The 20,666-nt window shown below is 57.2% G+C and carries 22 protein-coding genes and 1 pseudogene; 19 read left to right on the top strand and 4 right to left on the bottom strand.

Annotated elements, in window-relative coordinates; all coding sequences use genetic code 11:
* The first annotated feature begins 13 nt into the window (after positions 1-13).
* Positions 14-283 carry a flagellar biosynthesis protein FliQ gene (gene fliQ, locus ACFO24_RS00555; protein ID WP_377736122.1) on the top strand — a complete coding sequence of 90 codons (270 nt, stop codon included), beginning with the start codon at positions 14-16 and terminating at the stop codon, positions 281-283.
* 25 nt (positions 284-308) lie between these two features.
* Complete coding sequence (fliR, locus tag ACFO24_RS00550) at positions 309-1,073, top strand: flagellar biosynthetic protein FliR (RefSeq protein ID WP_207574589.1); 765 nt, start codon at positions 309-311, stop codon at positions 1,071-1,073.
* Positions 1,074-1,176: 103 nt separating this feature from the next.
* On the opposite strand, the gene ACFO24_RS00545 is transcribed toward fliR, so the two are convergent.
* Together ACFO24_RS00545 and ACFO24_RS00540 are read right to left on the bottom strand one after the other, a co-directional pair.
* On the bottom strand, positions 1,177-1,806 hold the full coding sequence (locus ACFO24_RS00545) for a response regulator (protein ID WP_207574588.1): 630 nt from the start codon (positions 1,804-1,806) through the stop codon (positions 1,177-1,179).
* The gene (locus ACFO24_RS00540; RefSeq protein WP_377736118.1) at positions 1,784-2,929 is read right to left on the bottom strand and encodes a hybrid sensor histidine kinase/response regulator; all 1,146 of its coding nucleotides are present in this window, start codon (positions 2,927-2,929) and stop codon (positions 1,784-1,786) included. The genes ACFO24_RS00545 and ACFO24_RS00540 overlap by 23 nt, the downstream gene beginning before the upstream one ends.
* A 115-nt stretch (positions 2,930-3,044) precedes the next feature.
* On the opposite strand from ACFO24_RS00540, the gene ACFO24_RS00535 reads away from it, so the two are divergent.
* The 7 genes from ACFO24_RS00535 to ACFO24_RS00505 all read left to right on the top strand — a co-directional run bounded on the left by ACFO24_RS00535 (position 3,045) and on the right by ACFO24_RS00505 (position 9,489).
* A complete protein-coding gene (locus ACFO24_RS00535; protein ID WP_207574642.1) occupies positions 3,045-3,497 on the top strand; it encodes a hypothetical protein in 453 nt (150 codons plus the stop codon).
* Positions 3,498-3,535: 38 nt separating this feature from the next.
* Positions 3,536-3,898 (top strand): response regulator, encoded by a 363-nt coding sequence (locus ACFO24_RS00530; protein ID WP_377736116.1) that lies wholly within the window; start codon positions 3,536-3,538, stop codon positions 3,896-3,898.
* Between the two features lie 38 nt (positions 3,899-3,936).
* The gene (locus tag ACFO24_RS00525; protein ID WP_377736114.1) at positions 3,937-6,072 is read left to right on the top strand and encodes a chemotaxis protein CheW; all 2,136 of its coding nucleotides are present in this window, start codon (positions 3,937-3,939) and stop codon (positions 6,070-6,072) included.
* Positions 6,073-6,097: 25 nt separating this feature from the next.
* A complete protein-coding gene (locus ACFO24_RS00520) occupies positions 6,098-6,586 on the top strand; it encodes a chemotaxis protein CheW (protein WP_207574584.1) in 489 nt (162 codons plus the stop codon).
* A 92-nt stretch (positions 6,587-6,678) separates the two neighbouring features.
* A complete protein-coding gene (locus ACFO24_RS00515) occupies positions 6,679-7,563 on the top strand; it encodes a CheR family methyltransferase (protein ID WP_207574583.1) in 885 nt (294 codons plus the stop codon).
* 37 nt (positions 7,564-7,600) lie between these two features.
* Complete coding sequence (gene cheD, locus ACFO24_RS00510) at positions 7,601-8,377, top strand: chemoreceptor glutamine deamidase CheD (RefSeq protein ID WP_377736110.1); 777 nt, start codon at positions 7,601-7,603, stop codon at positions 8,375-8,377.
* Between the two features lie 20 nt (positions 8,378-8,397).
* Positions 8,398-9,489: a protein-glutamate methylesterase/protein-glutamine glutaminase gene (locus ACFO24_RS00505; RefSeq protein WP_377736108.1), complete on the top strand. Its 1,092-nt coding sequence runs from the start codon at positions 8,398-8,400 to the stop codon at positions 9,487-9,489.
* A 316-nt stretch (positions 9,490-9,805) separates the two neighbouring features.
* Here ACFO24_RS00505 and wrbA read toward each other — a convergent pair whose 3' ends face one another.
* Together wrbA and ACFO24_RS00495 are read right to left on the bottom strand one after the other, a co-directional pair.
* Positions 9,806-10,399, bottom strand: a complete 594-nt coding sequence (gene wrbA, locus ACFO24_RS00500) for an NAD(P)H:quinone oxidoreductase type IV (RefSeq protein ID WP_377736106.1) — start codon at positions 10,397-10,399, stop codon at positions 9,806-9,808.
* Positions 10,400-10,472: 73 nt separating this feature from the next.
* Positions 10,473-11,098, bottom strand: a pseudogene (locus tag ACFO24_RS00495) (uracil-DNA glycosylase family protein).
* A gap of 58 nt (positions 11,099-11,156) precedes the next feature.
* On the opposite strand from ACFO24_RS00495, the gene ACFO24_RS00490 reads away from it, so the two are divergent.
* The 10 genes from ACFO24_RS00490 (at position 11,157) to ACFO24_RS00445 (ending at position 20,656) form a co-directional block, all read left to right on the top strand.
* On the top strand, positions 11,157-12,512 hold the full coding sequence (locus tag ACFO24_RS00490) for a replication-associated recombination protein A (RefSeq protein ID WP_377736103.1): 1,356 nt from the start codon (positions 11,157-11,159) through the stop codon (positions 12,510-12,512).
* A gap of 391 nt (positions 12,513-12,903) precedes the next feature.
* Complete coding sequence (locus ACFO24_RS00485) at positions 12,904-13,551, top strand: DUF47 domain-containing protein (RefSeq protein WP_377736101.1); 648 nt, start codon at positions 12,904-12,906, stop codon at positions 13,549-13,551.
* 31 nt (positions 13,552-13,582) lie between these two features.
* Positions 13,583-14,593, top strand: a complete 1,011-nt coding sequence (locus ACFO24_RS00480) for an inorganic phosphate transporter (protein ID WP_377736099.1) — start codon at positions 13,583-13,585, stop codon at positions 14,591-14,593.
* Positions 14,594-14,803: 210 nt separating this feature from the next.
* Complete coding sequence (gene rpsP / locus ACFO24_RS00475; protein WP_377736097.1) at positions 14,804-15,058, top strand: 30S ribosomal protein S16; 255 nt, start codon at positions 14,804-14,806, stop codon at positions 15,056-15,058.
* 92 nt (positions 15,059-15,150) lie between these two features.
* Entirely contained in the window at positions 15,151-15,720 is a 570-nt protein-coding gene (rimM, locus tag ACFO24_RS00470) for a ribosome maturation factor RimM (protein WP_377736094.1), read from the top strand.
* Positions 15,721-15,736: 16 nt separating this feature from the next.
* Positions 15,737-16,534 carry a tRNA (guanosine(37)-N1)-methyltransferase TrmD gene (gene trmD, locus ACFO24_RS00465; RefSeq protein ID WP_377736091.1) on the top strand — a complete coding sequence of 266 codons (798 nt, stop codon included), beginning with the start codon at positions 15,737-15,739 and terminating at the stop codon, positions 16,532-16,534.
* A 137-nt stretch (positions 16,535-16,671) separates the two neighbouring features.
* A complete protein-coding gene (rplS, locus tag ACFO24_RS00460) occupies positions 16,672-17,070 on the top strand; it encodes a 50S ribosomal protein L19 (protein ID WP_207574573.1) in 399 nt (132 codons plus the stop codon).
* Positions 17,071-17,154: 84 nt separating this feature from the next.
* Positions 17,155-17,880: a CoA pyrophosphatase gene (locus tag ACFO24_RS00455; RefSeq protein WP_377736088.1), complete on the top strand. Its 726-nt coding sequence runs from the start codon at positions 17,155-17,157 to the stop codon at positions 17,878-17,880.
* Positions 17,881-17,919: 39 nt separating this feature from the next.
* Positions 17,920-18,858 carry a regulatory signaling modulator protein AmpE gene (gene ampE / locus ACFO24_RS00450; RefSeq protein WP_207574571.1) on the top strand — a complete coding sequence of 313 codons (939 nt, stop codon included), beginning with the start codon at positions 17,920-17,922 and terminating at the stop codon, positions 18,856-18,858.
* Positions 18,859-19,147: 289 nt separating this feature from the next.
* Positions 19,148-20,656, top strand: coding sequence for a methyl-accepting chemotaxis protein (locus ACFO24_RS00445; RefSeq protein ID WP_377736085.1), 1,509 nt, complete (start codon positions 19,148-19,150; stop codon positions 20,654-20,656).
* Positions 20,657-20,666: the final 10 nt, after the last annotated feature.

Genomic DNA, 20,666 nt, shown 5'->3' with positions numbered 1-20,666 from the left:
AAGGAGTGCTGCCATGAATGCACAAGCCGTTTTAACCTTTGCCCAAGAAGCGCTGTTGCTGTTGCTGACGATTTCGCTGCCGGTACTTTTGACGGTGATGGTGGTGGGGCTGGTGGTGAGTATTTTCCAGGCCGTCACCCAGATCAACGAAAGCACCCTGTCGTTTGTGCCCAAGATGGTGGCGGCGGTGGTCGTGTTTGCGGTGGCCGGGCCGTGGATGATCAGCACCATTGTTGATTTCATTCGACGCACGTTTGAAAACATCCCCACGGCGCTGGGCTAACCGCCAGCGTGCCAGGCAGCTGCCCGTGATTGGATTTTCCGAAGCGCAAATCATGGCGTGGCTCTCGCCCGTCATTTGGCCGTTTTTGCGCATCTTGGCTTTGTTTTCGGTAGCCCCCGTGTTTTCACAGCGGGCCATCCCGATGCGCTACAAGGTGGGCATGGCCTTGGTGATTGCCCTGGGGGCCCAGGCCACGTTGGCCAACCAGCCCGTGATTGCCGTCAATGACCCACGGGCGGTGGTGGTGGCCATTCAGCAAGTGGGCATTGGCCTGTCGGTCGGTTTTGCCGCGCGGCTGATCATTGCCTCCCTGGAAATGGCGGGCGAGGCCATTGGGCTGCAAATGGGGCTGAATTTTGCGTCCTTTTTCGATCCCGTCAGCGGGGGGCAATTAAGTGCCGTCTCGCGCTTTTTAGTGCAAACCTTCACCTTGTTTTTTATTGTGGTGAATGGCCATATTTTTGTCTTGCTGGCCGTGATCAAAAGCTTTGAAGCCTTTCCGGTGGATGGGCACTTTCTCGATGCCGTCGCCCAAATGCGCTTGCATGAACTGGGCAGCGCCTTGTTTTCCAGTGCCTTGTGGCTGGCCTTGCCCATGATGGCGCTGCTGCTGTTTGTGAACTTGACCATGGGGGTGATCACCCGTATTGCGCCGCAAATGAATATTTTTGCGGTGGGTTTTCCCATCACTTTAACGCTGGGCATGATCGGCATTACCGCGACGTTGCCCGTCATGGAGCAGCCATTTTTTCGCCTGCTGGAGCAGGTGTTTGCGGTGTTTGGTGTCTAAATAAAGAGCGCTTCGCGCACTGTTTAAAGCAAAAATTAATTAAAACAGCCTAAAAATAAATAACAACAAGCGGTCAATGCTCTGATTATTGATATTTCTGGGCTTACACCAGATTGTTGCGGATGGCATACACCGTCAGCTCAGCATTGTTCGTCAGCTGCAGTTTTTCTAGCACCCGGGCCCGGTAAACGCTAACCGTTTTGGGGCTGAGCATCAGCTCTTGTGCAATATCTGTCAGCCGTTTGCCGGTGGCGATTTTTTGCAATGTCTGCATTTCACGCTCAGACAAGCTGGCGTGGGGCGCTTGGTCGATGGGGTGCGCCAGGCTCTGGGCCAGCATTTGCGCCACCTCCTGCGTGAGGTATTTGCGCCCGCTGGCCACGGTGCGCACGGCTTCGACCAGTGCCAGGGGATCGCCCGATTTGTTGGCATAGCCCTCGGCCCCCGCTTTGATGCAGCGCAGGGCGTATTGGTCCTCGGGGTACATCGAGACCATCAGCACCCGAATGTGCGGGTGGCTTTCGCGCACGCTGGCCAGCACCTCCAGGCCATTGCGCCCCGGCATGTCAATATCCAGCAGCAGCACCTGGCACGGGGCGCTGCGCAGCAGCTCGCGCAGCTCAGTGTAGTTGCCCGCCTCACCGGTCACGCGAATATCGACCGCCTCGGCCAGCGTATCGCAAATGCCGCGGCGCAGCACAGCGTGGTCGTCACACAGTACAACGTGGATCAAGCTCATCTCCTTGGCAGTCTGAACCGGCCAATGGTAGCGAAACGATGATGCTGGTTCCCGCTCCGGGCTGGCTGCTGATGTCCAGCCAGCCGCCCACAGTGCGCGCCCGCTCTGCCAAACCGCGCAGGCCAAAGGCTTTCGATTTTTCTCGGGCTGTTGCACTTATGCCACAGCCATCGTCGCGCACCTCCAGGGTGAGGAAGTCGGCATCGCACGCCAGCTCCACGCTCACCTTGGTGGCTTGGGCGTGTTTGCTGATATTGGTCAGCGCCTCTTGCGCCGTGCGGTAGGCCACCACTTGCAGCGCTGCGGGCACCTGCATCTGCGGGTTTTGGCACACCCAGTGCACTGGCAGTTGTGTGCGCTGGGAAAAATTTTGCGTCAGCCAGTGCACCGCCGCTACCAGCCCCTGGTCCAGCACGGGGGGACGCAGATTCATCATGATGCGCTGGCTGGCTCCCAGGGCGTGCTGCAGCATCTCCAGGGCCGCCTGGCCATGCTCGGCCACCCCGGTGGCGTTGTGCGCATTGCGCACCATCCACGACACATCAAACTTCACGGCCGTGAGGGCACCGCCAATGTCGTCATGAATTTCACGAGCAATACCCGCACGCTCTTGCTCAATAGATGTCTGTAAATGCTCTGTTAATGCGGCCAACTGTGCGCGAGATGCTTCTAAATCTTGCAGTGCCTGGGCTTTGGCCCGGCGTGTTTCGGCCATCTCCAGGGCGCGGGCCAAGACGTGGGGCAGGCGCACGATGGCATCTTTCAAAACATAGTCCGCCAGCCCTTGCTGGATCGCCTCCACCGCCGCCGTCTCACCAATGGCCCCCGATAGCAAGATAAATGGGGTGTCCCGTGCCTGGGCCTGCTGCTGCAGGGCCTGCCATGCATCCAGGGCCGTAAAGCCAGGCAGGTAGTAATCGGCAATCACGGCATCGAATACCTTGGTACTAACCTCAGTAGTGAAATCCTGCAGATTGTCCGTCCAGTGGATGTTGCAGACTATCCCCGCTTGGCGCAGACAATGCCGCAGCAGCTTGTGATCGGCCACGCAGTCCTCCAAGTGCAACAACTGCAATGTGCAGGACGTAGAAGAATTCGACGGCGGGGACGCTATCATTAGAGACATTTTGAAATAGTTGGACAAAACCAAATTGCTAAATGGAACACACTATTGTGCTGCCTAGATGAAAGAAGAAGGATCGGCAACCATGATCCCTAACCACGGAGAAGTCATGCAGGAAACACAAACGCCACCCACTGAGCCTGTGGTTCAGGTGCCGGTCATGGTGGCGGCCGAATTGCAAGATTCCTTGTTGGTCGTTATGCGTGATTTACAGCGCTTGGTCGGTCTTTTAGACCATGCCACAAGCAACTTGATGGCGCGGTTTTCCGAGGCCAACGGCCTGCTTAACGACGGCGTAGAGCTTGGCTCCAATACCGCTGAACTTGAAGCGGCACGCACGGCCCTGCGCAGTGCGGTGACGGAGTTGCAATTTCACGACATGGCCACCCAGCTCATTTGGCACACCTCGCAGGTCCTGCAAGGCTGTGCCTTTCGTCTGTCGGCAGAAACCATGGAACGGGATGAAGATGAGCTAGAGGCACCGATTGAGCCCATTGTTCCTGAGCGTCCCAACCCCGTCACCCAAAGCGAGATGGACGTAGGCTCCATCGAACTGTTTTAATTTTTTAGATAAACAACACCCTCTGCTGGAGTTTGTACATGCACGTAATTCTTACTGTCGATGACTCGCCATCCATGCGAAAAATGGTGTCGTTCACTTTAACCGGCGCAGGTTACAAAGTGATCGAAGCGGTCGATGGCGTAGATGCCTTGGAAAAGGCCCAAGCACACCCCTTCGCTCTGGTTTTAGCCGACCAGAATATGCCCCGGCTCGATGGCATTGGGCTGACCAAAAAACTACGCGAAGACCCGCGCTTTAAGCAAGTGCCGATTCTGATTTTGACCACCGAATCGAGCGATCAAATGAAGCAAGCTGGCCGTGCAGCAGGTGCCACGGGGTGGCTGGTAAAACCCTTTGACCCCAATCGCTTAATTGAAGTGATTCAAAAAGTTATTCGCTAAGCGCTGCCTAAGAACTGCAGCAGTTAAGGAGTTTGAAGATGGCAGATACCCACGGCAGTGCGGATAGCGATTTTGACCTGACCCAGTTTTACCAGGTCTTTTTTGAAGAGGCGGCCGAAAATCTAGATCAGATGGAGCAAATGCTGCTCAATTTGGATTTAACGCAAGCCAACGATGAAGAGCTCAACGGCATCTTCCGCTGTGCCCACTCGATTAAAGGGGGCTCGGCCACCTTTGGCTTCACCGATGTGGCTGAATTAACCCACAAGATGGAATCGCTCCTCGACCGACTGCGCCGCCATGAAATCACTCCGATTCCAGAAATGGTCGATGCCCTGCTTGAATCGGCCGATGCCTCGCGCAGCTTGTTGGCCCGCCACCAAGCTGGTGGGGCCGGCGAGGCCGTGGCCACCGGGGATTTGGTGCGGCGCATTGTGGATTTGGCCGCAGGCAACCGCCCCAATGCAGCCCCCGCCACAGCCACGGCAGCAGTGGCGGCACCAGCGCCGCAGGCTCCAGCCCCAATCAAGGTGGCTGCACCAGCACCGGCCTTGGCCCAGGGCGAGCGCTTGCTGCAGCTGAAAATCGGCCCCGTCGAAAATTTGGAGGCGGTCGATGCCATCAAAGAACTGTTTCGCGATATTCCAGGCCTGGGAAGCATCGAAGACCTGGCGTGTGATCAGCCTCAGCACCGCCTGTTTCAAGTAAAAACACAAGCCACCAACGACGATTTGCTCGACTTGATGGTCTTTCATGTCAGCAAAGAACAAGTCCACATCACCGACCAGGTGGGCGCTGTGCCATCTGCAACGGCCCCGATGGCCATGGGCTTGGCCGATCCCGATGCAGCCTTAATGGAGGCCGATGTCGATCACATTCAGCCTTATGGCTTGTTCGATGGCGCACCGGGCACCCCCAATACAGCGGTCGCCATACCCTCCGCTGCTGAGACGGATGCCGTAAAAACCGAAGCCCCCAAAGCGGCTGTGCGGGCCAATATGGCGCAGATGGAATCGACCAGCATCCGGGTGGATGTGAAAAAAGTTGATCAGTTGATCAATTTGGCTGGTGAGCTGGTCATTATTCAGGCCATGCTGGCACAAAACAGCCAAACCCTTGATCCCACAGCCAATCAGCAATTGCTCTCTGGTTTAGCTGATTTGGATCGCAACACCCGTGATTTGCAAGAAGCGGTGATGTCGATTCGGATGATTCCGATGTCCACGGTATTTAGCCGCTTCCCGCGCATGCTGCGGGACCTGGCGAATAAATTAGGCAAAAAAATCAACTTGGTCACCCAAGGTGAAGCCACCGAACTGGACAAAGGTTTGGTTGAAAAAATCACCGACCCGCTGACCCATTTGGTGCGCAACAGCTTGGACCACGGCATTGAGATGCCAGAGGACCGAATCAAAGCCGGCAAGAGCGAACAAGGCACTTTGACACTGTCTGCCGCCCACCAAGGCGGCTCCATTGTGATTGAGGTGCGCGACGATGGCCGTGGCATGAACCGCGAAAAACTCATCCGCAAGGCCCGAGAGCGCGGTATTGATGCCCCGGACACGATGACCGATAACGAGGTCTGGATGCTGATTTTTGCCCCAGGCTTTTCGACTGCCGAGCAGGTGACGGACGTTTCCGGACGCGGTGTTGGCATGGACGTGGTGCGCAAAAACATCGCTGCCTTGAATGGTTCGGTGGAAATTGATTCCGTCGAAGGGGTGGGCATGCGCGTCTCGATCCGCTTGCCACTGACCCTGGCCATCATGGATGGCATGTCGGTGGGCGTGGGCAAGGAGGTATATATCCTGCCGCTGTCCTCGGTGGTCGAATCCTTCCAAGTCAATTCCGCCGATGTCAGCACAGTCACCCAAGGCTCTCAGCTGGTCAAAGTGCGCGATGAATATATGCCGGTTATCGGATTGGAGAAGGTCTTTGCCGTACCGCGCCAACCGGGTGACAAATCCACCAGCGATATTATGGTTGTGATTGAATCGGATGGCAGTCGGGTGGCCTTGTTGGTCGATGAGCTCTTGGGGCAGCACCAAGTGGTTGTGAAAAATCTGGAAAGTAATTATCGTAAGGTTCCAAATATTTCTGGAGCAACTATTTTAGGTGATGGCACCGTTGCCCTTATTTTGGACACCAGTAGTTTGGTGCGTAAATCTCGATAAACATCGAAAATGCAAGGGATCAGGAATGGCAACGCTTATTAAAAATACAGGAAATAAAGATTCTGGTACGCGTGAGTATCTTACTTTTCGACTTGGAGAAGAAGAGTATGGCATTGATATCCTGAAGGTGCAGGAAATCCGTGGCTATGAAGAGCCTACACGCATTGCAAATGCACCTGATTTTATTCGAGGTGTTGTGAATTTGCGTGGCACCATCGTGCCTATTGTGGATATGCGGCGTAAATTAAATTGCGCCAACGTTGAATACAATAGTTTTACGGTGGTGATTATTCTTAATTTGCATAATCGTATCGTGGGTGGGGTGGTGGATTCCGTCAGTGATGTGATGGAGCTGGCCGCCGATGCGATTCGTCCTGCACCAGATATTGAGAGTGCCATTGACAGCTCCTGCATTCTTGGGTTGGGATCCACAGGGGGAAGAATGTTAATTTTGCTGGATATTGAAAAACTCATGTCCAGTGTAGAAATGGGATTGGTGGCACCCACTGAATAAAACAGGAAGAAAAATACATTCTTTTATCGATGGAGTTACGAAGTCGTTCGTACTGTTAGTGCTGCAAAAGTTTGCAGCAGCAGGTGGAGTTCATGCGCCAATTTGATCGTTCTACGCCTCTGGCTGTGCAGCCAGCAACCGCAATGGGCAGCGGATCTGTTGCGCAAGAGCGCGAGTTTGCCTGGACTTCTGCGGATTTTTCCCGTGTCCAAAGTTTGATTTATAAGCATGCCGGCATCAGCCTGCACGATGGCAAACACGCCATGGTGTATAGCCGTTTATCGCGGCGACTTCGAGAAACCGGATACGAAAGTTTTGATGCTTATTTGGATTGGTTAGAGCGACACGGCGATGCCAATGAGTGGCAGCAATTTGTTAATGCATTAACAACCAACTTAACGGCTTTTTTTCGCGAAAATCATCACTTTGAGGCACTGGCTCAGTTGTTAAAAACCAAGCCTGCCAATACCCCTTGGAGGGTGTGGTGCAGTGCCGCTTCTACAGGCGAAGAGCCCTATTCTATTGTGATGACAGCCCTTGAAAGCCTGGGTGCTCAGGCAAATTTTAAACTCATTGCCAGTGATATTGATTCCAGAGTACTGGGTGCTGGGGCCCATGCTGTTTATCGTATGGAGACTGTAAAAAGTCTGAGCCAAGAGCGATTAAAGAATTTTTTCTTGCGCGGTAAAAATAGCAATGCAGGGATGGTACGCGTCAAGCCTGAGCTGCGGAAGATGATTGACTTTATTCAGGTTAATTTAATTAAAGATGATTGGCCTTTTAAAGATTTATTTGATGTGGTTTTTTGTCGCAATGTTATGATTTACTTTGATGCATCTACACAGCGAAAAGTGCTTGAAAAAATTCACCGCGTTATGAAACCAGGCGGAACATTGTTTGTTGGGCATGCGGAAAATTTTAGTGATTCGCGAGATTTGTTTGTCTTAAAGGGAAAAACAATCTATGAACGCGTTTAACTTTTTTAAAAAATAACTAGAGAAATAAAGGCAAACCATGAATCCTATGCACACAGGGCAGGGGAGCACCTCACCCCAGGCGGGGAGCAGCGGGAGTGCCTGGGAAAGCAAGCGCAGCATCATGCCGCAAATTGCGAGACCAAGTATTGCGGGGGTTGGTCGGCGTGCGCCAGTGGGCGGACCTCCTTTGTCTTTGGCTGATTTGGGGAATTTACGAGAACGCCAGCATAAGCCTGGAGAAGCTTCTTTTTATTATTTTGATCATCATTTTCAATATGGCGCTGTAAAAGTATTGCCGGGTGAATATTATGTCACCACTGAAAATATGATGATTTGCACGGTGCTGGGATCATGCATTGCAGCGTGTTTGTGGGATCGTAGTTTAAACATTGGCGGCATGAATCATTTCATGTTACCCGAAGGGGATATTGCAGATACCTCGGGCCGTTATGGTTCTTTTGCCATGGAGGTTTTGATTAACGAGATGTTTAAACTAGGTGCCCGCCGGGAAAATATGCAAGCCAAAATATTTGGTGGCGGCCAGGTCATGGCAAGTTTTACCACGATGAATGTGGGGGAGCGCAATACCGATTTTGTAACTCAGTATTTGCAAACGGAGCGTATTCCCATCGTTTCAGAAGATGTGCTAGATATTTATCCCCGCAAAGTCGTGTACTTTCCCACAACCGGGAAAGCCATGGTTAAACGTTTAGCCCACGCCCATCCGGAGGCATTGGTTGAGCGCGAACGCTCAACCGGCAGCGCAGTCCAATTGGCCAAGCGCAGTGCCGGTGGCAGTGTGGATTTGTTTTGAATAATTAAGGCTAAAAACGCATGAGTAGCAAGATTCGGGTAGTGGTGGTGGATGATTCTGCATTAGTGCGCAGTTTACTGACCGAAATCATTAATCGCCAACCAGATATGGAGTGCATCGGCACGGCCAACGATCCTTTGATTGCACGTGAAATGATTCGTGAGCTCAATCCCGATGTCATTACCCTGGATGTTGAAATGCCGCGCATGGATGGCATTGATTTTTTGGGGCGCTTGATGCGTTTGCGGCCCATGCCGGTGCTGATGATTTCCACTTTGACCGAGCGTGGAGCGGAGGTCACCATGCGGGCGTTGGAGTTGGGGGCGGTGGATTTTGTGGCCAAACCCCGGATTGGGGTGGCCAATGGCTTGACCCAGCTAGCGACCGAAATTGTCGAAAAAATCCGTATCGCGGCAAAAGCCCATGTGCATCGCATGGTGCGTCCACCAGTCCCTACGGGCACGCAGGCAAGTGCGCCAGTGCTGTCCAGTACCGCCTTGCTGGGGCGGCTGTCCACCGAAAAATTAATAGCTATTGGCGCTTCAACTGGGGGCACTGAGGCTATTAAAGAGGTGCTTATCCAGATGCCTGCAGATGCACCCGCTATCATTATTACCCAGCACATGCCGCCGGGGTTTACCACCAGCTTTGCGGCACGGTTAAACAGCCTTTGCCAAATTACCGTCAAAGAGGCGGTGCATGGTGAGCGCATCTTGCCTGGGCACGCCTATATTGCGCCCGGTGGCAAACAGTTTGCGATCAGCCGCAGTGGTGCCAACTATGTGGCGGTGGTCAATGATGATCCACCCGTCAATCGCCACAAACCTTCGGTCGAAGTGCTGTTCAAATCGGTGGCCCAGCATGTGGGGCGCAATGCGTTTGGCATCATGCTCACCGGCATGGGGGCGGATGGTGCTGCGGCCATGCGGCAGATGAAGGATGCAGGCAGCTACAACTATGTGCAGGATGAGGCCAGTTGCATCGTCTTTGGCATGCCCCGTGAAGCCATCGCCCATGGCGCAGCCGATGAAGTATTGCCTTTGGGAAAAATTGGCGAGGCCTTGCTGGGCCGTCTGCGCTCGGCGGGTGGAGAAGTGCGCCACCGGATTTAATTTCGCTCGCTGGTTCGCAGCTTTGGGTCGGCGGCACTTGGCTGCCTGCGCAGGCCACCCTGCAGGGGCGATGGCCAGGGGCACCAAAAAGCCCCTGCATAACAGGGGCTCGGTGGCCATTGGGCTTGTCGTGCTCAGGCCTGTTTAGAACGTGTTTACGATTTCCGCGCGAAGGGGTGCGGGATGCGGATCGGGATGGGCTGCAAGGCGCAAACCACAGACATAGCCGTAGCTATGGCGAGGATTTGCAACGCCGCAGACCGCCCGAGGCCGCGACTGCACACCCGCGAGGAGATCGTGAACACGTTCTTAGTGGTTAGGCCGTTAATTTGTCGGCCATCTCGATGAGGCGCTTGGTTTGGTGACCGATCGAGGCTTTGACCTCGTCGGTAAATGCAGCCCCTTGGGTGTGGCTGTACCCATAAGGGTTGCCGCCGGTTTTAAAGAGGGCCGGGTCGGTAAACCCTGGGGCAACGATGATGCTGCCCCAGTGCATCGCGGTGTAATAAAAGGTCAGAAGGGTCGATTCCTGCCCGCCGTGGGCGTTTTGCGCGGAAGTCATCGCCGAGACGGCTTTGTTTGCCAAGCCGCCTTGGGCCCATACACCCCCCAAGGTATCAATAAACGCCCGCATTTGACTGGCCATGCCGCCAAAGCGGGTGGGGGCGCAGAACAGGTAGGCGTTGGCCCACGCCATGTCAGCGGCGCTGGCCGTGGGGATGTGGGCCATGGCATCGGCTTGGGCTTTCCAGGCGGCTTGCCCTTCGACCACAGCGGCGGGCGCGGTTTCGGCCACCTTCAGCAGCCGCACTTGAGCGCCTGCTGCTTTCCCCGCTTCGGCAGCGATGCTAGCGATTTGGTAGTTGGTGCCGTAAGTGGAGTAATAGACCACAGCAAGTTGCACACGCATACATCATCTCCTTGAATAGCCATCGAAAGACATGGGGCATCTTGCTACAGATGGTGCCCAGGGAGAACTAGGGTTAGCCATCAACGGCCAGGAGCTGGGCGATCCGCTGGCGCAGCACGGGCAGAAACTCTGCCTCCAGCCAGGGGTGCTGTTTTAACCAACCGTTGTTGCGCGGGCTGGGGTGCGGCAGGACGATGGTGCTGGGCAGTTGTGCCAGCTGCTTGCCGCGCAGTTGCTCCACGGCTTGGGTGATATTGCGCGGCAGATGCGGCAGGTGCCAGGCCAGGGCGTACTGCCCCAGGACGATGGTCAGTGCCACCTGGGGCATGCGTGCCAGCAGCGGTGCTCGCCAGGTGGGGGCGCACTCTGGGCGCGGGGGCAAGTCGCCAGATTTGCCCGTGCCAGGGTAGCAAAACCCATGGGGAGCAGGCTGACCAGGTGGGGGGCGTAAAACTGCGCGGGGGTCAAACCCAGCCAGGCACGCAAACGTTGGCCGCTGGCATCGTCAAACGGGATACCGCTGGCATGCACTTTGCGTCCGGGCGCTTGCCCGGCGATCACGATGCGGGCGCTGCTGCCCGCCTGCACCACCGGGCGCGGGCCCAATGGCAGATGGGCCGCACACAGGGTGCAGGCCCGTACGCGGCGCAGCAGGGTGTCCAAATCTTGTTCTGGCGGGGTGACGTAGTGCGCATCCATAACGGGCAAGTGTAGGAAAGAGCGCGACGGGGGCGGTAGGCGCTAGGATGGCAGCCCTATGGCCAAAGCAGCTTCTTTTCCCAGTTCGACACCCTCCCCCCACCCGCCACTGGCAGAGCGCCTGCGCCCGCAGTCCCTGGCCGAAGTGATTGGCCAGCAGCATGTGCTGGGGCCGGGAATGCCGCTGCGCCTGGCCTTTGAATCGGGGCGGCCCCACAGCTGTATTTTGTGGGGGCCGCCGGGCGTGGGTAAAACCACGATTGCCCGGTTGATGGCCCAGGCGTTTGATGCCCAATTCATTGCCATCAGTGCCGTGCTGGGCGGCGTGAAAGAAATCCGCGAGGCGGTGGAGCAGGCCCAGGCCGCTGCCAGCGGCTTGCTGGCGCAGCGCACCATTGTGTTTGTCGATGAGGTACACCGCTTCAACAAAAGCCAGCAGGATGCTTTCTTGCCGCATGTGGAAAGCGGACTGTTTACCTTTGTGGGAGCCACCACCGAAAACCCATCGTTTGAAGTTAATAGCGCCTTGCTCTCGCGCTCGGTGGTGTATGTGCTGCAGCCATTGGCCTTGGAAGATTTAGAGCAAATTGTGGTCAAAGCGCAGACTGTACAATCGCTACCAGCTATCGAAAAAGAAGCATTGCAAACCCTGGTGGCCTATGCCGATGGCGATGCCCGGCGGTTGCTCAATACCCTGGAGACGTTGGCGGTGAGCGCTGAACAGGCCGGTGTCCACGAAATCACCACCGCCTGGCTACAGCAGGTGCTGGGCCAACAATTGCGCCGCTACGACAAGGGCGGCGAACAGTTCTACGACACCATCAGCGCCCTGCACAAAAGCGTGCGCGGCTCCGACCCCGATGCCGCCCTGTACTGGCTGGTGCGCATGCTCGATGGCGGGGCTGATCCACGCTATCTGGCGCGGCGCATTGTGCGCATGGCGTGGGAAGACATTGGCCTGGCGGACCCCCGGGCCTTGCAAATGGCCAATGATGCCGCGCACACCTATGAGCGCCTGGGCAGCCCGGAAGGCGAATTGGCCCTGGCCCAAGCCGTGCTGTACCTGGCGGCTGCGCCCAAAAGCAATGCCGGCTACATCGCCTACAAACGCGCCCGGGCCCTGGTGCAAAACGATGGCAGCCGCCCCGTGCCGCTGCACTTGCGCAATGCGCCAACCAAACTCATGCAGCAACTGGACTATGGCAAAGGCTACCGCTACGCCCACGATGAGGCCGATGGCTTTGCTGCAGGGGAAAATTATTTTCCTGAAGGCCTGCAGCCGCCCCCGCTGTATGAGCCGGTAGCGCGCGGGCTGGAAATCAAGATTGGCGAGAAACTGCACACGCTGCGCCAGCGCAATGCACAGGCACAGGCACAGGCACCAAGCCCACCCCTGGCCAAAGAAGCCAAATAAGCCCAATCCGCCTGGGCGAGCGGCTGGGGCATGGCCTGCCCAGCGCGTTGCAGTGAAACAACAAAAAACAAAAAATTGTTATCTTTTGTTTTATAAATTTATAAGCCATTGAAAAAATTCAATAAATATTAGAAATTGAAGTTTTTCGCCCCCTGCTTTTCCAGCACTCCCTAGGGTTATGCCTAGGTTCTTCCGCCGCAGCAGCACCGCTGTCGTGGAAAATTGCGCCACTTGGCCAGGTAGGCATCCACTGCTTGCCTGGCTTTTATATCGGCTGCTTCCTGACTTGATGGTGTCAAGCCCAGGAGCAGCCACCCCAGAGCTGGTGTGCATCCTGCGTGACGGGCACACTGGGTTTAATCTATTACGCAATCCATCCGAAGGAGCGTTCATGCTGTTTGGCAAGCTATTGCCGCGCGAAGGCAATTTTTTTGAAATGTTCAACCAGCACGCCCAGCGCATGGTTGAAGCAGCGCAAGCATTTTCTGATCTGGTGGCGAACTACAGCGATGTTGAGCTACGCGAGAAATTCAACCAAGCGGTCGATGAGGCCGAGCAAGCCGCTGACCGTGTAACCGATGAAGTCAATCGCACCTTGCACCAAACCTTCATCACCCCCCTGGATCGCGAGCACATCCATGCCTTGATCGACACCATGGACGATGTGGCCGACCTGATTCAGGACAGCGCCGACACCATGTTCCTCTACGACGTGCGCGTAATGACCCCCGAAGTCATTGAGCTGACGGGGCTGAACATGCGTTGCTGTGAGCTGGTGCGCGATGTAGTCAAGCTGCTGGACCGCGTCAGCGATAGCAAAACGGCCGATGCCGCACTCAAACTGTGCAATGAAATCGACAAGGTCGAATCCGACGCGGACCGCGTCCTGCGCTCGGCCATGAGCAAGCTGTTCCGTGAAGAGCAAGACATGCGCGAGCTGCTCAAGCTCAAGGTGCTCTATGAGCTGATGGAGTCGGTCACCGACAAATGCGAAGACGTTGCCAAGGTGGTTGAGGGCATCGTCCTCGAAAACGCCTGATTTCTCCCAGCACAACAAGGAATTCCGGATTATGGAACCCATACAAGCTGCCCTATGGGTGGTCATCCTGCTGGTAACAATGGCCTTGGTGTTCGACTTCATGAACGGGTTTCATGATGCTGCTAACTCCATTGCCACGGTTGTCTCTACCGGCGTGCTCAGACCGGGCCAAGCGGTGCTGTTTGCCGCATTTTTTAACGTTGCCGCGATCTTCGTCTTTCACCTGAGCGTGGCCGCCACCGTCGGCAAAGGCATCGTCGAGGCCGATATTGTCGATACCCACGTGGTCTTCGGCGCACTGGTGGGGGCCATTACGTGGAACCTTATCACCTGGTATTACGGCATCCCGTCCAGCTCCTCGCACGCCTTGATCGGTGGGCTGGTGGGCGCGGGCTTGGCCAAGGGCGGTTTCAGCGCCCTGATTGCCGGCGGAATTTTGAAAACAGTGGCGTTTATTGTCATCTCGCCGCTGCTGGGCTTTTTGCTCGGTTCGTTGATGATGGTGCTCGTTGCCTGGGTTTTTCGCCGCGCCCGCCCCAACCGGGTCGATGGCCTGTTTCGCAAGCTGCAACTGGTCTCGGCGGGTGCTTACTCTCTGGGCCACGGCGGCAACGATGCCCAAAAAACCATTGGCATCATCTGGTTGCTGCTGATTGCCACGGGCTACACCTCGGCCAGCGAGGCCAGCCCCCCCACCTGGGTCATCATCAGCTGCTACGCCGCCATTGGCTTTGGCACCATGTTTGGCGGCTGGCGCATCGTTAAAACCATGGGACAAAAGATCACCAAACTCAAACCTGTGGGCGGCTTCTGCGCCGAAACCGGCGGTGCCCTGACCCTGTTTGTGGCCACCTTCCTGGGCGTGCCAGTCTCGACCACGCACACCATCACGGGGGCGATTGTGGGCGTGGGCTCCACCCAGCGGGCCAGTGCTGTGCGCTGGGGCGTAGCGGGCAACATCGTCTGGGCGTGGCTTTTGACCATTCCGGCCAGCGCCTTTGTGGCCTCGATTGCCTACTGGATTAGCTTGCAGCTGTATTAAAAAAGAAGCTGCTCACGCTTTATTTACAAAGGTTTGAGTGCATTTGCAGGCTAAAACCTTTGTTTTTAAAGCGCAGACAGCTCTTTTTTTAAAATCACCCCATCCTCTTCTTTTCCTATATAATCGCGCGTTTTCGGCGTGTCGCTGGCCGGGTGGCCATGTCGCGTGTCTCAAACGTTGAAAAATTTACCACCACCCGAAGGAATAACCATGGTCGTCATCCGACTTTCCCGCAGCGGCTCCAAAGCCCGCCCGTTCTTCAACATCGTTGCCGCTGACAAGCGTGTGCGTCGCGACGGCGCTTTCATTGAGCGCCTGGGTTTCTACAACCCCAACGCCCGTGGCGCTGAAGAAGGCCTGCGCCTGGCGCTGGACCGCGTGGCTTACTGGAAGAGCGTTGGTGCGCAAGCTTCGGACACCGTTGAGCGTCTGGTCAAGCAAGCTGCTGCCAAAGTGGCTGCCTAACTAGCGGTCGCTAAGCCTCGCGCTTCTGACTGCAAGCAAAGCTCCGTTAGCATCGCTGACGGGGCTTTTTTTATGGATTCAATGAGTTGTTTATGAGCGAATTGCCCCTGTTATCTGCCACCGACCTGCCCAGCGATGCCGTTGAAGTTGGGCGCATTGCCGATGCTTGGGGGGTGAAGGGCTGGTTCAAGGTTGTAGCCTTCAGCAGCGATCCGCAGGCTTTGATGGCCGCGCCGCAATGGTTTTTGCAGCCCGCGGAAAAAGGCGCCAAAACCTTTGCGGGCACCGTCATCCTGCCCGTCAAGCAAATTCGCTGGCATGGCGATGGCCTGGTGGCCACCAGCCTGGACGTGGTCAGCCGCAACCACGCCGAAGCCTTGCGCGGTGCCCGTATTTTTGTGGCCCGCGAGCATTTTCCGCAGGCCCAAGATGGTGAGTATTACTGGGTTGATTTACTCGGGCTGACAGTGCGCAACCGCGAGGGCGTGGTGCTGGGCGTGGTCAAAGACCTGCTGTCCACCGGCCCGCAAACCGTGCTGGTGCTCAGTCAAGCGCTTGAGGGCAAAACGATCGAGCGCATGATTCCTTTTGTCGATGCCTATATCGACAGCGTTGATCTGCCGGGCAAAACCATCGTCGCCGATTGGCAACTGGATTACTAAGACTGCCGCCTGGGCCATGCGCTTTGACATCCTGACCCTGTTCCCGCAAATGTTTGCGCCATTTCTTGAAAACGGCGTGACCCGCCGTGCCTTTGCCAGCGGCCAGGTCGAAGTGCATTTATGGAATCCGCGCGACTTTGCCGAGGGCAATTACCGCCGGGTGGATGACCGCCCTTTTGGCGGCGGCCCTGGCATGGTGATGCTGGCCGATCCGCTGCAGCGCTGCCTGGATGCCGCCCAGCAAAGCCGGGCGCAAGCGCTGCCCGAAGAGGCGGTGGTGCCTGTGGTGCTGTTTTCACCCATTGGCCACACCTTGCACCATGGCGCGGTGGCGCAGTGGGCCCAGGGCAGCGGGGCCATTTTGCTGTGTGGGCGTTACGAAGGCATCGACCAGCGCTTTATTGATGCCAACGTCACCCACCAAATCAGCCTGGGGGATTTTGTTCTCTCCGGTGGGGAGCTGGCCGCGCTGGTGCTGCTCGATGCCATCACCCGCCTGCAGCCTGGGGTGCTCAATGACGCGGGCAGCTTTCAGCAAGACAGCTTTAATCCGGCCTTGGATGGTTTGCTCGATTGCCCGCACTACACCCGCCCCGAAGTGTGGCAAGGCCACAGCGTGCCTGCGCCGCTGCTGTCGGGCCACCATGCCCACATTGAGCGCTGGCGGCGTGAGCAAAGCCTGCGCCTCACCGCCCAGCAGCGCCCACAACTGCTGCAACAAGCCCGCCGCCAAGGGCGTTTGACGGCGCAGGACGAGGCCTTCTTGCGCACACTGCCAACTGCGCCGGACGATGCCGATATTGCAGGGCATTAGTTGCTCCTGATTGGGGGATTGCTATAATGCGCGGTTCTTTGATCCTCTTTCCGGCCGCTGCAAAATGTTTTGCAGCTTATGGTGCCAATCCCGGCACTTGCCAATTTCGGCGCGGTTACGATCAATGTGGATGAACCATGAATTTGCTGCAAACCCTTGAGCAAGAAGAAATTGCTCGTTTGAACAAAGAGATCCCTGACTTCAACCCTGGTGACACCGTCATCGTGAGCGTGAACGTCGTCGAAGGCAGCCGCAAGCGCGTGCAGGCTTACGAAGGTGTGGTGATCGCCAAGCGCAACCGTGGCCTCAACAGCGGCTTCATTGTGCGCAAGATCTCCAACGGTGAAGGTGTGGAACGTACCTTCCAAACTTACTCGCCCCTGATCGCCAAAATCGAAGTCAAGCGCCGTGGTGACGTGCGCCGTGCCAAGCTGTACTACCTGCGTGGTCTGACTGGCAAGAAAGCCCGCATCAAGGAAAAACTGCCCCAGCGCAAAGCGGCTGTGGCCGCCGCAGCCCCTGCTGCTGCGGAGTAAGCACCGCCCCCCTGCCCAGCAGGGGAACATGGGACTGGACAAAAGCCGCTACAGTTTTGCTGTGGCGGCTTTTTTGTTTTTGCTATGTCTTCCCCCTCTTCTTCCCCCGGTTTTCAGCGCCCTGTCGGCATTCCATCGTTCGACCCCCGGCAAGTACCGATTTCTGGCCGCGATAGCCACTTGCCCGCGGTGGCCCGCCTGGCGCAAACGGAGCAAGCCCTGCGCCAGCGCTTTGCCAAGCCCCCGGTGTGGCAGCCAGAGTTGCGTGGCGAGCCGGCCTTTGTTGAGCGCCCGGTGGCTGAAGCGGCTGTGCTTTTGCCCCTGGTGCAGCGCTCCAGCGGGCTGACGGTGCTGCTGACCCAACGCAGCGCGCAGCTTTCCAGCCACTCAGGGCAAGTGGCATTCCCGGGGGGGCGCACCGACCCTGAAGACCGCGATGCCATCGCCACCGCCTTGCGCGAAGCCTGGGAAGAGGTGGGCTTGGCCCCGCAGCGCGCCCAGGTGCTGGGCAGCCTGCCGGTGTACACCACGGGCTCGGCGTTCAACGTAACCCCTGTAGTAGCCCTGGTGCCGCCCCAGCCACTCAAGCCCAATCCGCAAGAGGTGGCCCAGGTGTTTGAAGTGCCGCTGGCCTTCATCCTCGATCCGGCCAACCACCAACGCCACCGCATGTTCTGGCAAGGGCGTGAGCGCGAATGGTTTGCCATGCCTTACAAAGACCCGCACGACCCCTTGGGAGCTGAGCACTTTATCTGGGGTGCCACGGCGGGCATGCTGCGCAACTTTTACCGCTTTATGGCTGCGCAATAAACACCTCATGTGCCGCTGGTGGCCGCTATGATCGACGGCATGAGTTTTTTTGCCATCCTGTTTGCCTTGATGCTGGAGCAGGCCCGCCCCCTGCAGCGTGACAACCCCGCTTACCAAGGTTTGAAAGCCTGGGCCGTCTCGGTGCGCCGCAGCTTGGATGCCCAAGTCGATGAAAGTGAGCAAGTTCTTGCCACCTCGCCCTGGCTGGCCGTAGGCACCGCCGTGCTGGTGCCCGTCCTGGCGGCCATGGGTGTGTATTGGCTGCTGTTGGCCACGGTTGGCTGGCCGCTGGCGCTGCTGTGGAACGTGGCAATTCTTTACCTCACCCTGGGGTTCCGGCAATTTAGCCACCATTTCACGGCCATTCGCGATGCCTTGACCGAGGGCGACTTGCCTGCCGCACGCAGCGCCTTTGCCCACTGGCACCCACAGGCCGATCCCGCACCGACTGAGCAAGGCTTGCTGGAGCAGGTGGTGGCCCACTCCGTGGTGCAAGCCCACCGCCATGTATTTGGCGTATTTGTGTGGTTCACCCTCTCCATGCTGTTGGGCTTGGGGCCGGCGGGTGCGGTGCTCTACCGCACAGCGGAATATTTGGGGCGCGACTGGTCAGCCCAGCCCAGTGCGGGGGTGCAACCGGTCAGTGAACGCCTGCAAGCGGCAGTGCAGCGTGCCTGGTGGTGGCTCGATTGGCTGCCCGCCCGCTTAACGGCCATTGGCTTTGCGGTTGTTGGAAGCTTTGAAGACACCCTGGCCGGGTGGCGCACCTATGCGCAAAAAGCCCCCCAGGACAACGATGGCCTGGTGATCGCAGCCACGGCTGGGGCACTGCACATTGATCTGGGGGCGTACGGCATGCCCAACGGCCTGGCACCTCAAATGCAGCATTTGTACAGCTTGGTGGGCTTGGTATGGCGCTTGGTTGCGGTGTGGCTGCTACTGCTGGCGCTATTAACCCTGGGGCGCTTATTGGGTTAATTGATCTGCCTCAACAAAGACATAGGCTTTTTGTTGGATTGGTGTTAAACCGTTGTTAGCACGGTTCTTCTAGACACAAAAAACCTCTAGTATCAGCGGCTGCACAGCACATTCATCCAAACATTGGTTTTGGCCAATGTGCTTTACACAGTGAGGCCCTATGCGCTCTATTGCTGATTTATCGACACAGCCTGCCACTGCGGCAGCTGCTTTCTCGTCTTTGCCATCGCACCGGGCGGGCGCGCAAAGCGCTTCCTCGGTGGGTCGGGGTTACGATTTTCCAGAGTCCATGCTCTTGATGTCCACCACCGACAAGCAAGGGCGCATCACCCACTGCAATCAGGCGTTTGAAGAGGTCAGTGGCTTTAGCAAGCACGAGCTAATGGGGCAACCGCACAACATCGTGCGCCACCCCGACGTGCCGTCCGAGATTTTCAAGGATCTGTGGGCCACCATTGGACATGGCCGCATTTGGCAAGGCACGGTGAAAAATGCACGCCATGGCGGTGGCCATTATTGGGTGCGGGCTTACGTTACCCCGGTGCTGCAAGCGGGTAAACCGATTGGTTATATGTCGGTGCGGGCCCGGGCCAGCGACCAAGAAATTGCCGAGGCCCAAAAACTCTACGCAGACATCGTGGCCGAGCGCGGTCGTGCCAAACCGCGCTTTATTCTGCACGGGGGCCGCATTCGCGTCTTTGGCTGGCGCAACCAGTGGGGCAAGTTGCAGCGCCTGAGTTTGACCCAGCGCCAAGCCGTTTTGCAGCTGCCGCTGGTGGTCTTGGCGCTGCTGTTTCCCCTGCTGGGATGGACGGCACCTTGGCAGCTGGGCGTATTGGCCGCCTTGCTGCTGGGCTGGTCGGCGATGGCGCTGGGCTGGTTGCACCGGCGCATTACCCAGCCATTGGAGGCCATTCATGCCCTGAGCGCTGAAATCGCCAGCGGTGAGCTATCGGGCACCTTGCCCAAAGATTTGCCACCGCATCCGCTGGGTTTGCTGCAGGAGCGGATGAAGCAAATCCACATCAACCTGCGGGCCGTGTTTGGCGATGCCAAACACGAAATTGATGGCTTCTATGCCGTGGCCCGGGAGCTGACCGAGGGTGCAGGGCGCTTGTCCGAATGCACGGACCGCCAAGCGCAGGACTTGCAAGAGACGGCCACCGCCATGGAGCAAATGGCCCAAACCATTGCGCAAAGCCGGCAAACAACAGAGCAAATTCAGCGTGAGACCGAGCGCAGTGCCCAGCTCTCGACCGAAAGCGAACAAGCCATGCAGCGCAGCCAGCAGTTGATGCAAGAGCTGCAGCAATCGTCCCAGCAGATGGGGCACATCATCTCCACCATCGAAAGCATTGCTTTTCAAACCAATATCTTGGCCTTGAATGCCGCCGTCGAGGCCGCCCGTGCCGGGGAGCAAGGCCGAGGGTTTGCCGTGGTGGCCGCTGAGGTGCGCAATCTGGCGCAAAACAGCGCCAAGGCGGCGGGGGAAATCCGCCAGCTGATTGCCGGCTCAACCGAGCAAATTAGCCGCAGCGCAGCGCAAATGCAGTCGGCCAGCCAATCCATGGGCCAGTCGGTGCAGGCGGTGCAACAGGTGCGCAAGGAAATGCAAGGCATGCTGGTCACCATGACCGAACAAAGCGCGGGCATCGCCCAGGTGAATGTGGCGCTGGCCGATCTGGACCACGTCACCCAGGACAACGCCCGCATGGCGCACGACTACGCCCAGTCGGCCGAGCGCATGGACGGCAGCACGGGGGTGTTGCGGCGCACGCTGGATGTTTTTCGGTTTTAATATTTAGATA

This window comes from Comamonas denitrificans, assembly GCF_042654745.1.
GTDB classification, from domain to species: domain Bacteria; phylum Pseudomonadota; class Gammaproteobacteria; order Burkholderiales; family Burkholderiaceae_C; genus Comamonas; species Comamonas denitrificans.
The sequence above is the reverse complement of the archived record's forward strand: the minus strand, read 5'-3'. Positions and strand labels throughout refer to the sequence as shown.

Coding starts and splice junctions, on each gene's coding strand:
- fliQ (WP_377736122.1), top strand. CDS start 14: ATGAATGCACAAGCCGTTTTAACCTTTGCCCAAGAAGCGCTGTTGCTG.
- ACFO24_RS00540 (WP_377736118.1), bottom strand. CDS start 2,929: ATGATAGCGTCCCCGCCGTCGAATTCTTCTACGTCCTGCACATTGCAG.
- ACFO24_RS00535 (WP_207574642.1), top strand. CDS start 3,045: ATGCAGGAAACACAAACGCCACCCACTGAGCCTGTGGTTCAGGTGCCG.
- ACFO24_RS00530 (WP_377736116.1), top strand. CDS start 3,536: ATGCACGTAATTCTTACTGTCGATGACTCGCCATCCATGCGAAAAATG.
- ACFO24_RS00525 (WP_377736114.1), top strand. CDS start 3,937: ATGGCAGATACCCACGGCAGTGCGGATAGCGATTTTGACCTGACCCAG.
- ACFO24_RS00520 (WP_207574584.1), top strand. CDS start 6,098: ATGGCAACGCTTATTAAAAATACAGGAAATAAAGATTCTGGTACGCGT.
- ACFO24_RS00515 (WP_207574583.1), top strand. CDS start 6,679: ATGCGCCAATTTGATCGTTCTACGCCTCTGGCTGTGCAGCCAGCAACC.
- cheD (WP_377736110.1), top strand. CDS start 7,601: ATGAATCCTATGCACACAGGGCAGGGGAGCACCTCACCCCAGGCGGGG.
- ACFO24_RS00505 (WP_377736108.1), top strand. CDS start 8,398: ATGAGTAGCAAGATTCGGGTAGTGGTGGTGGATGATTCTGCATTAGTG.
- wrbA (WP_377736106.1), bottom strand. CDS start 10,399: ATGCGTGTGCAACTTGCTGTGGTCTATTACTCCACTTACGGCACCAAC.
- ACFO24_RS00490 (WP_377736103.1), top strand. CDS start 11,157: ATGGCCAAAGCAGCTTCTTTTCCCAGTTCGACACCCTCCCCCCACCCG.
- ACFO24_RS00485 (WP_377736101.1), top strand. CDS start 12,904: ATGCTGTTTGGCAAGCTATTGCCGCGCGAAGGCAATTTTTTTGAAATG.
- ACFO24_RS00480 (WP_377736099.1), top strand. CDS start 13,583: ATGGAACCCATACAAGCTGCCCTATGGGTGGTCATCCTGCTGGTAACA.
- rpsP (WP_377736097.1), top strand. CDS start 14,804: ATGGTCGTCATCCGACTTTCCCGCAGCGGCTCCAAAGCCCGCCCGTTC.
- rimM (WP_377736094.1), top strand. CDS start 15,151: ATGAGCGAATTGCCCCTGTTATCTGCCACCGACCTGCCCAGCGATGCC.
- trmD (WP_377736091.1), top strand. CDS start 15,737: ATGCGCTTTGACATCCTGACCCTGTTCCCGCAAATGTTTGCGCCATTT.
- rplS (WP_207574573.1), top strand. CDS start 16,672: ATGAATTTGCTGCAAACCCTTGAGCAAGAAGAAATTGCTCGTTTGAAC.
- ACFO24_RS00455 (WP_377736088.1), top strand. CDS start 17,155: ATGTCTTCCCCCTCTTCTTCCCCCGGTTTTCAGCGCCCTGTCGGCATT.
- ampE (WP_207574571.1), top strand. CDS start 17,920: ATGAGTTTTTTTGCCATCCTGTTTGCCTTGATGCTGGAGCAGGCCCGC.
- ACFO24_RS00445 (WP_377736085.1), top strand. CDS start 19,148: ATGCTCTTGATGTCCACCACCGACAAGCAAGGGCGCATCACCCACTGC.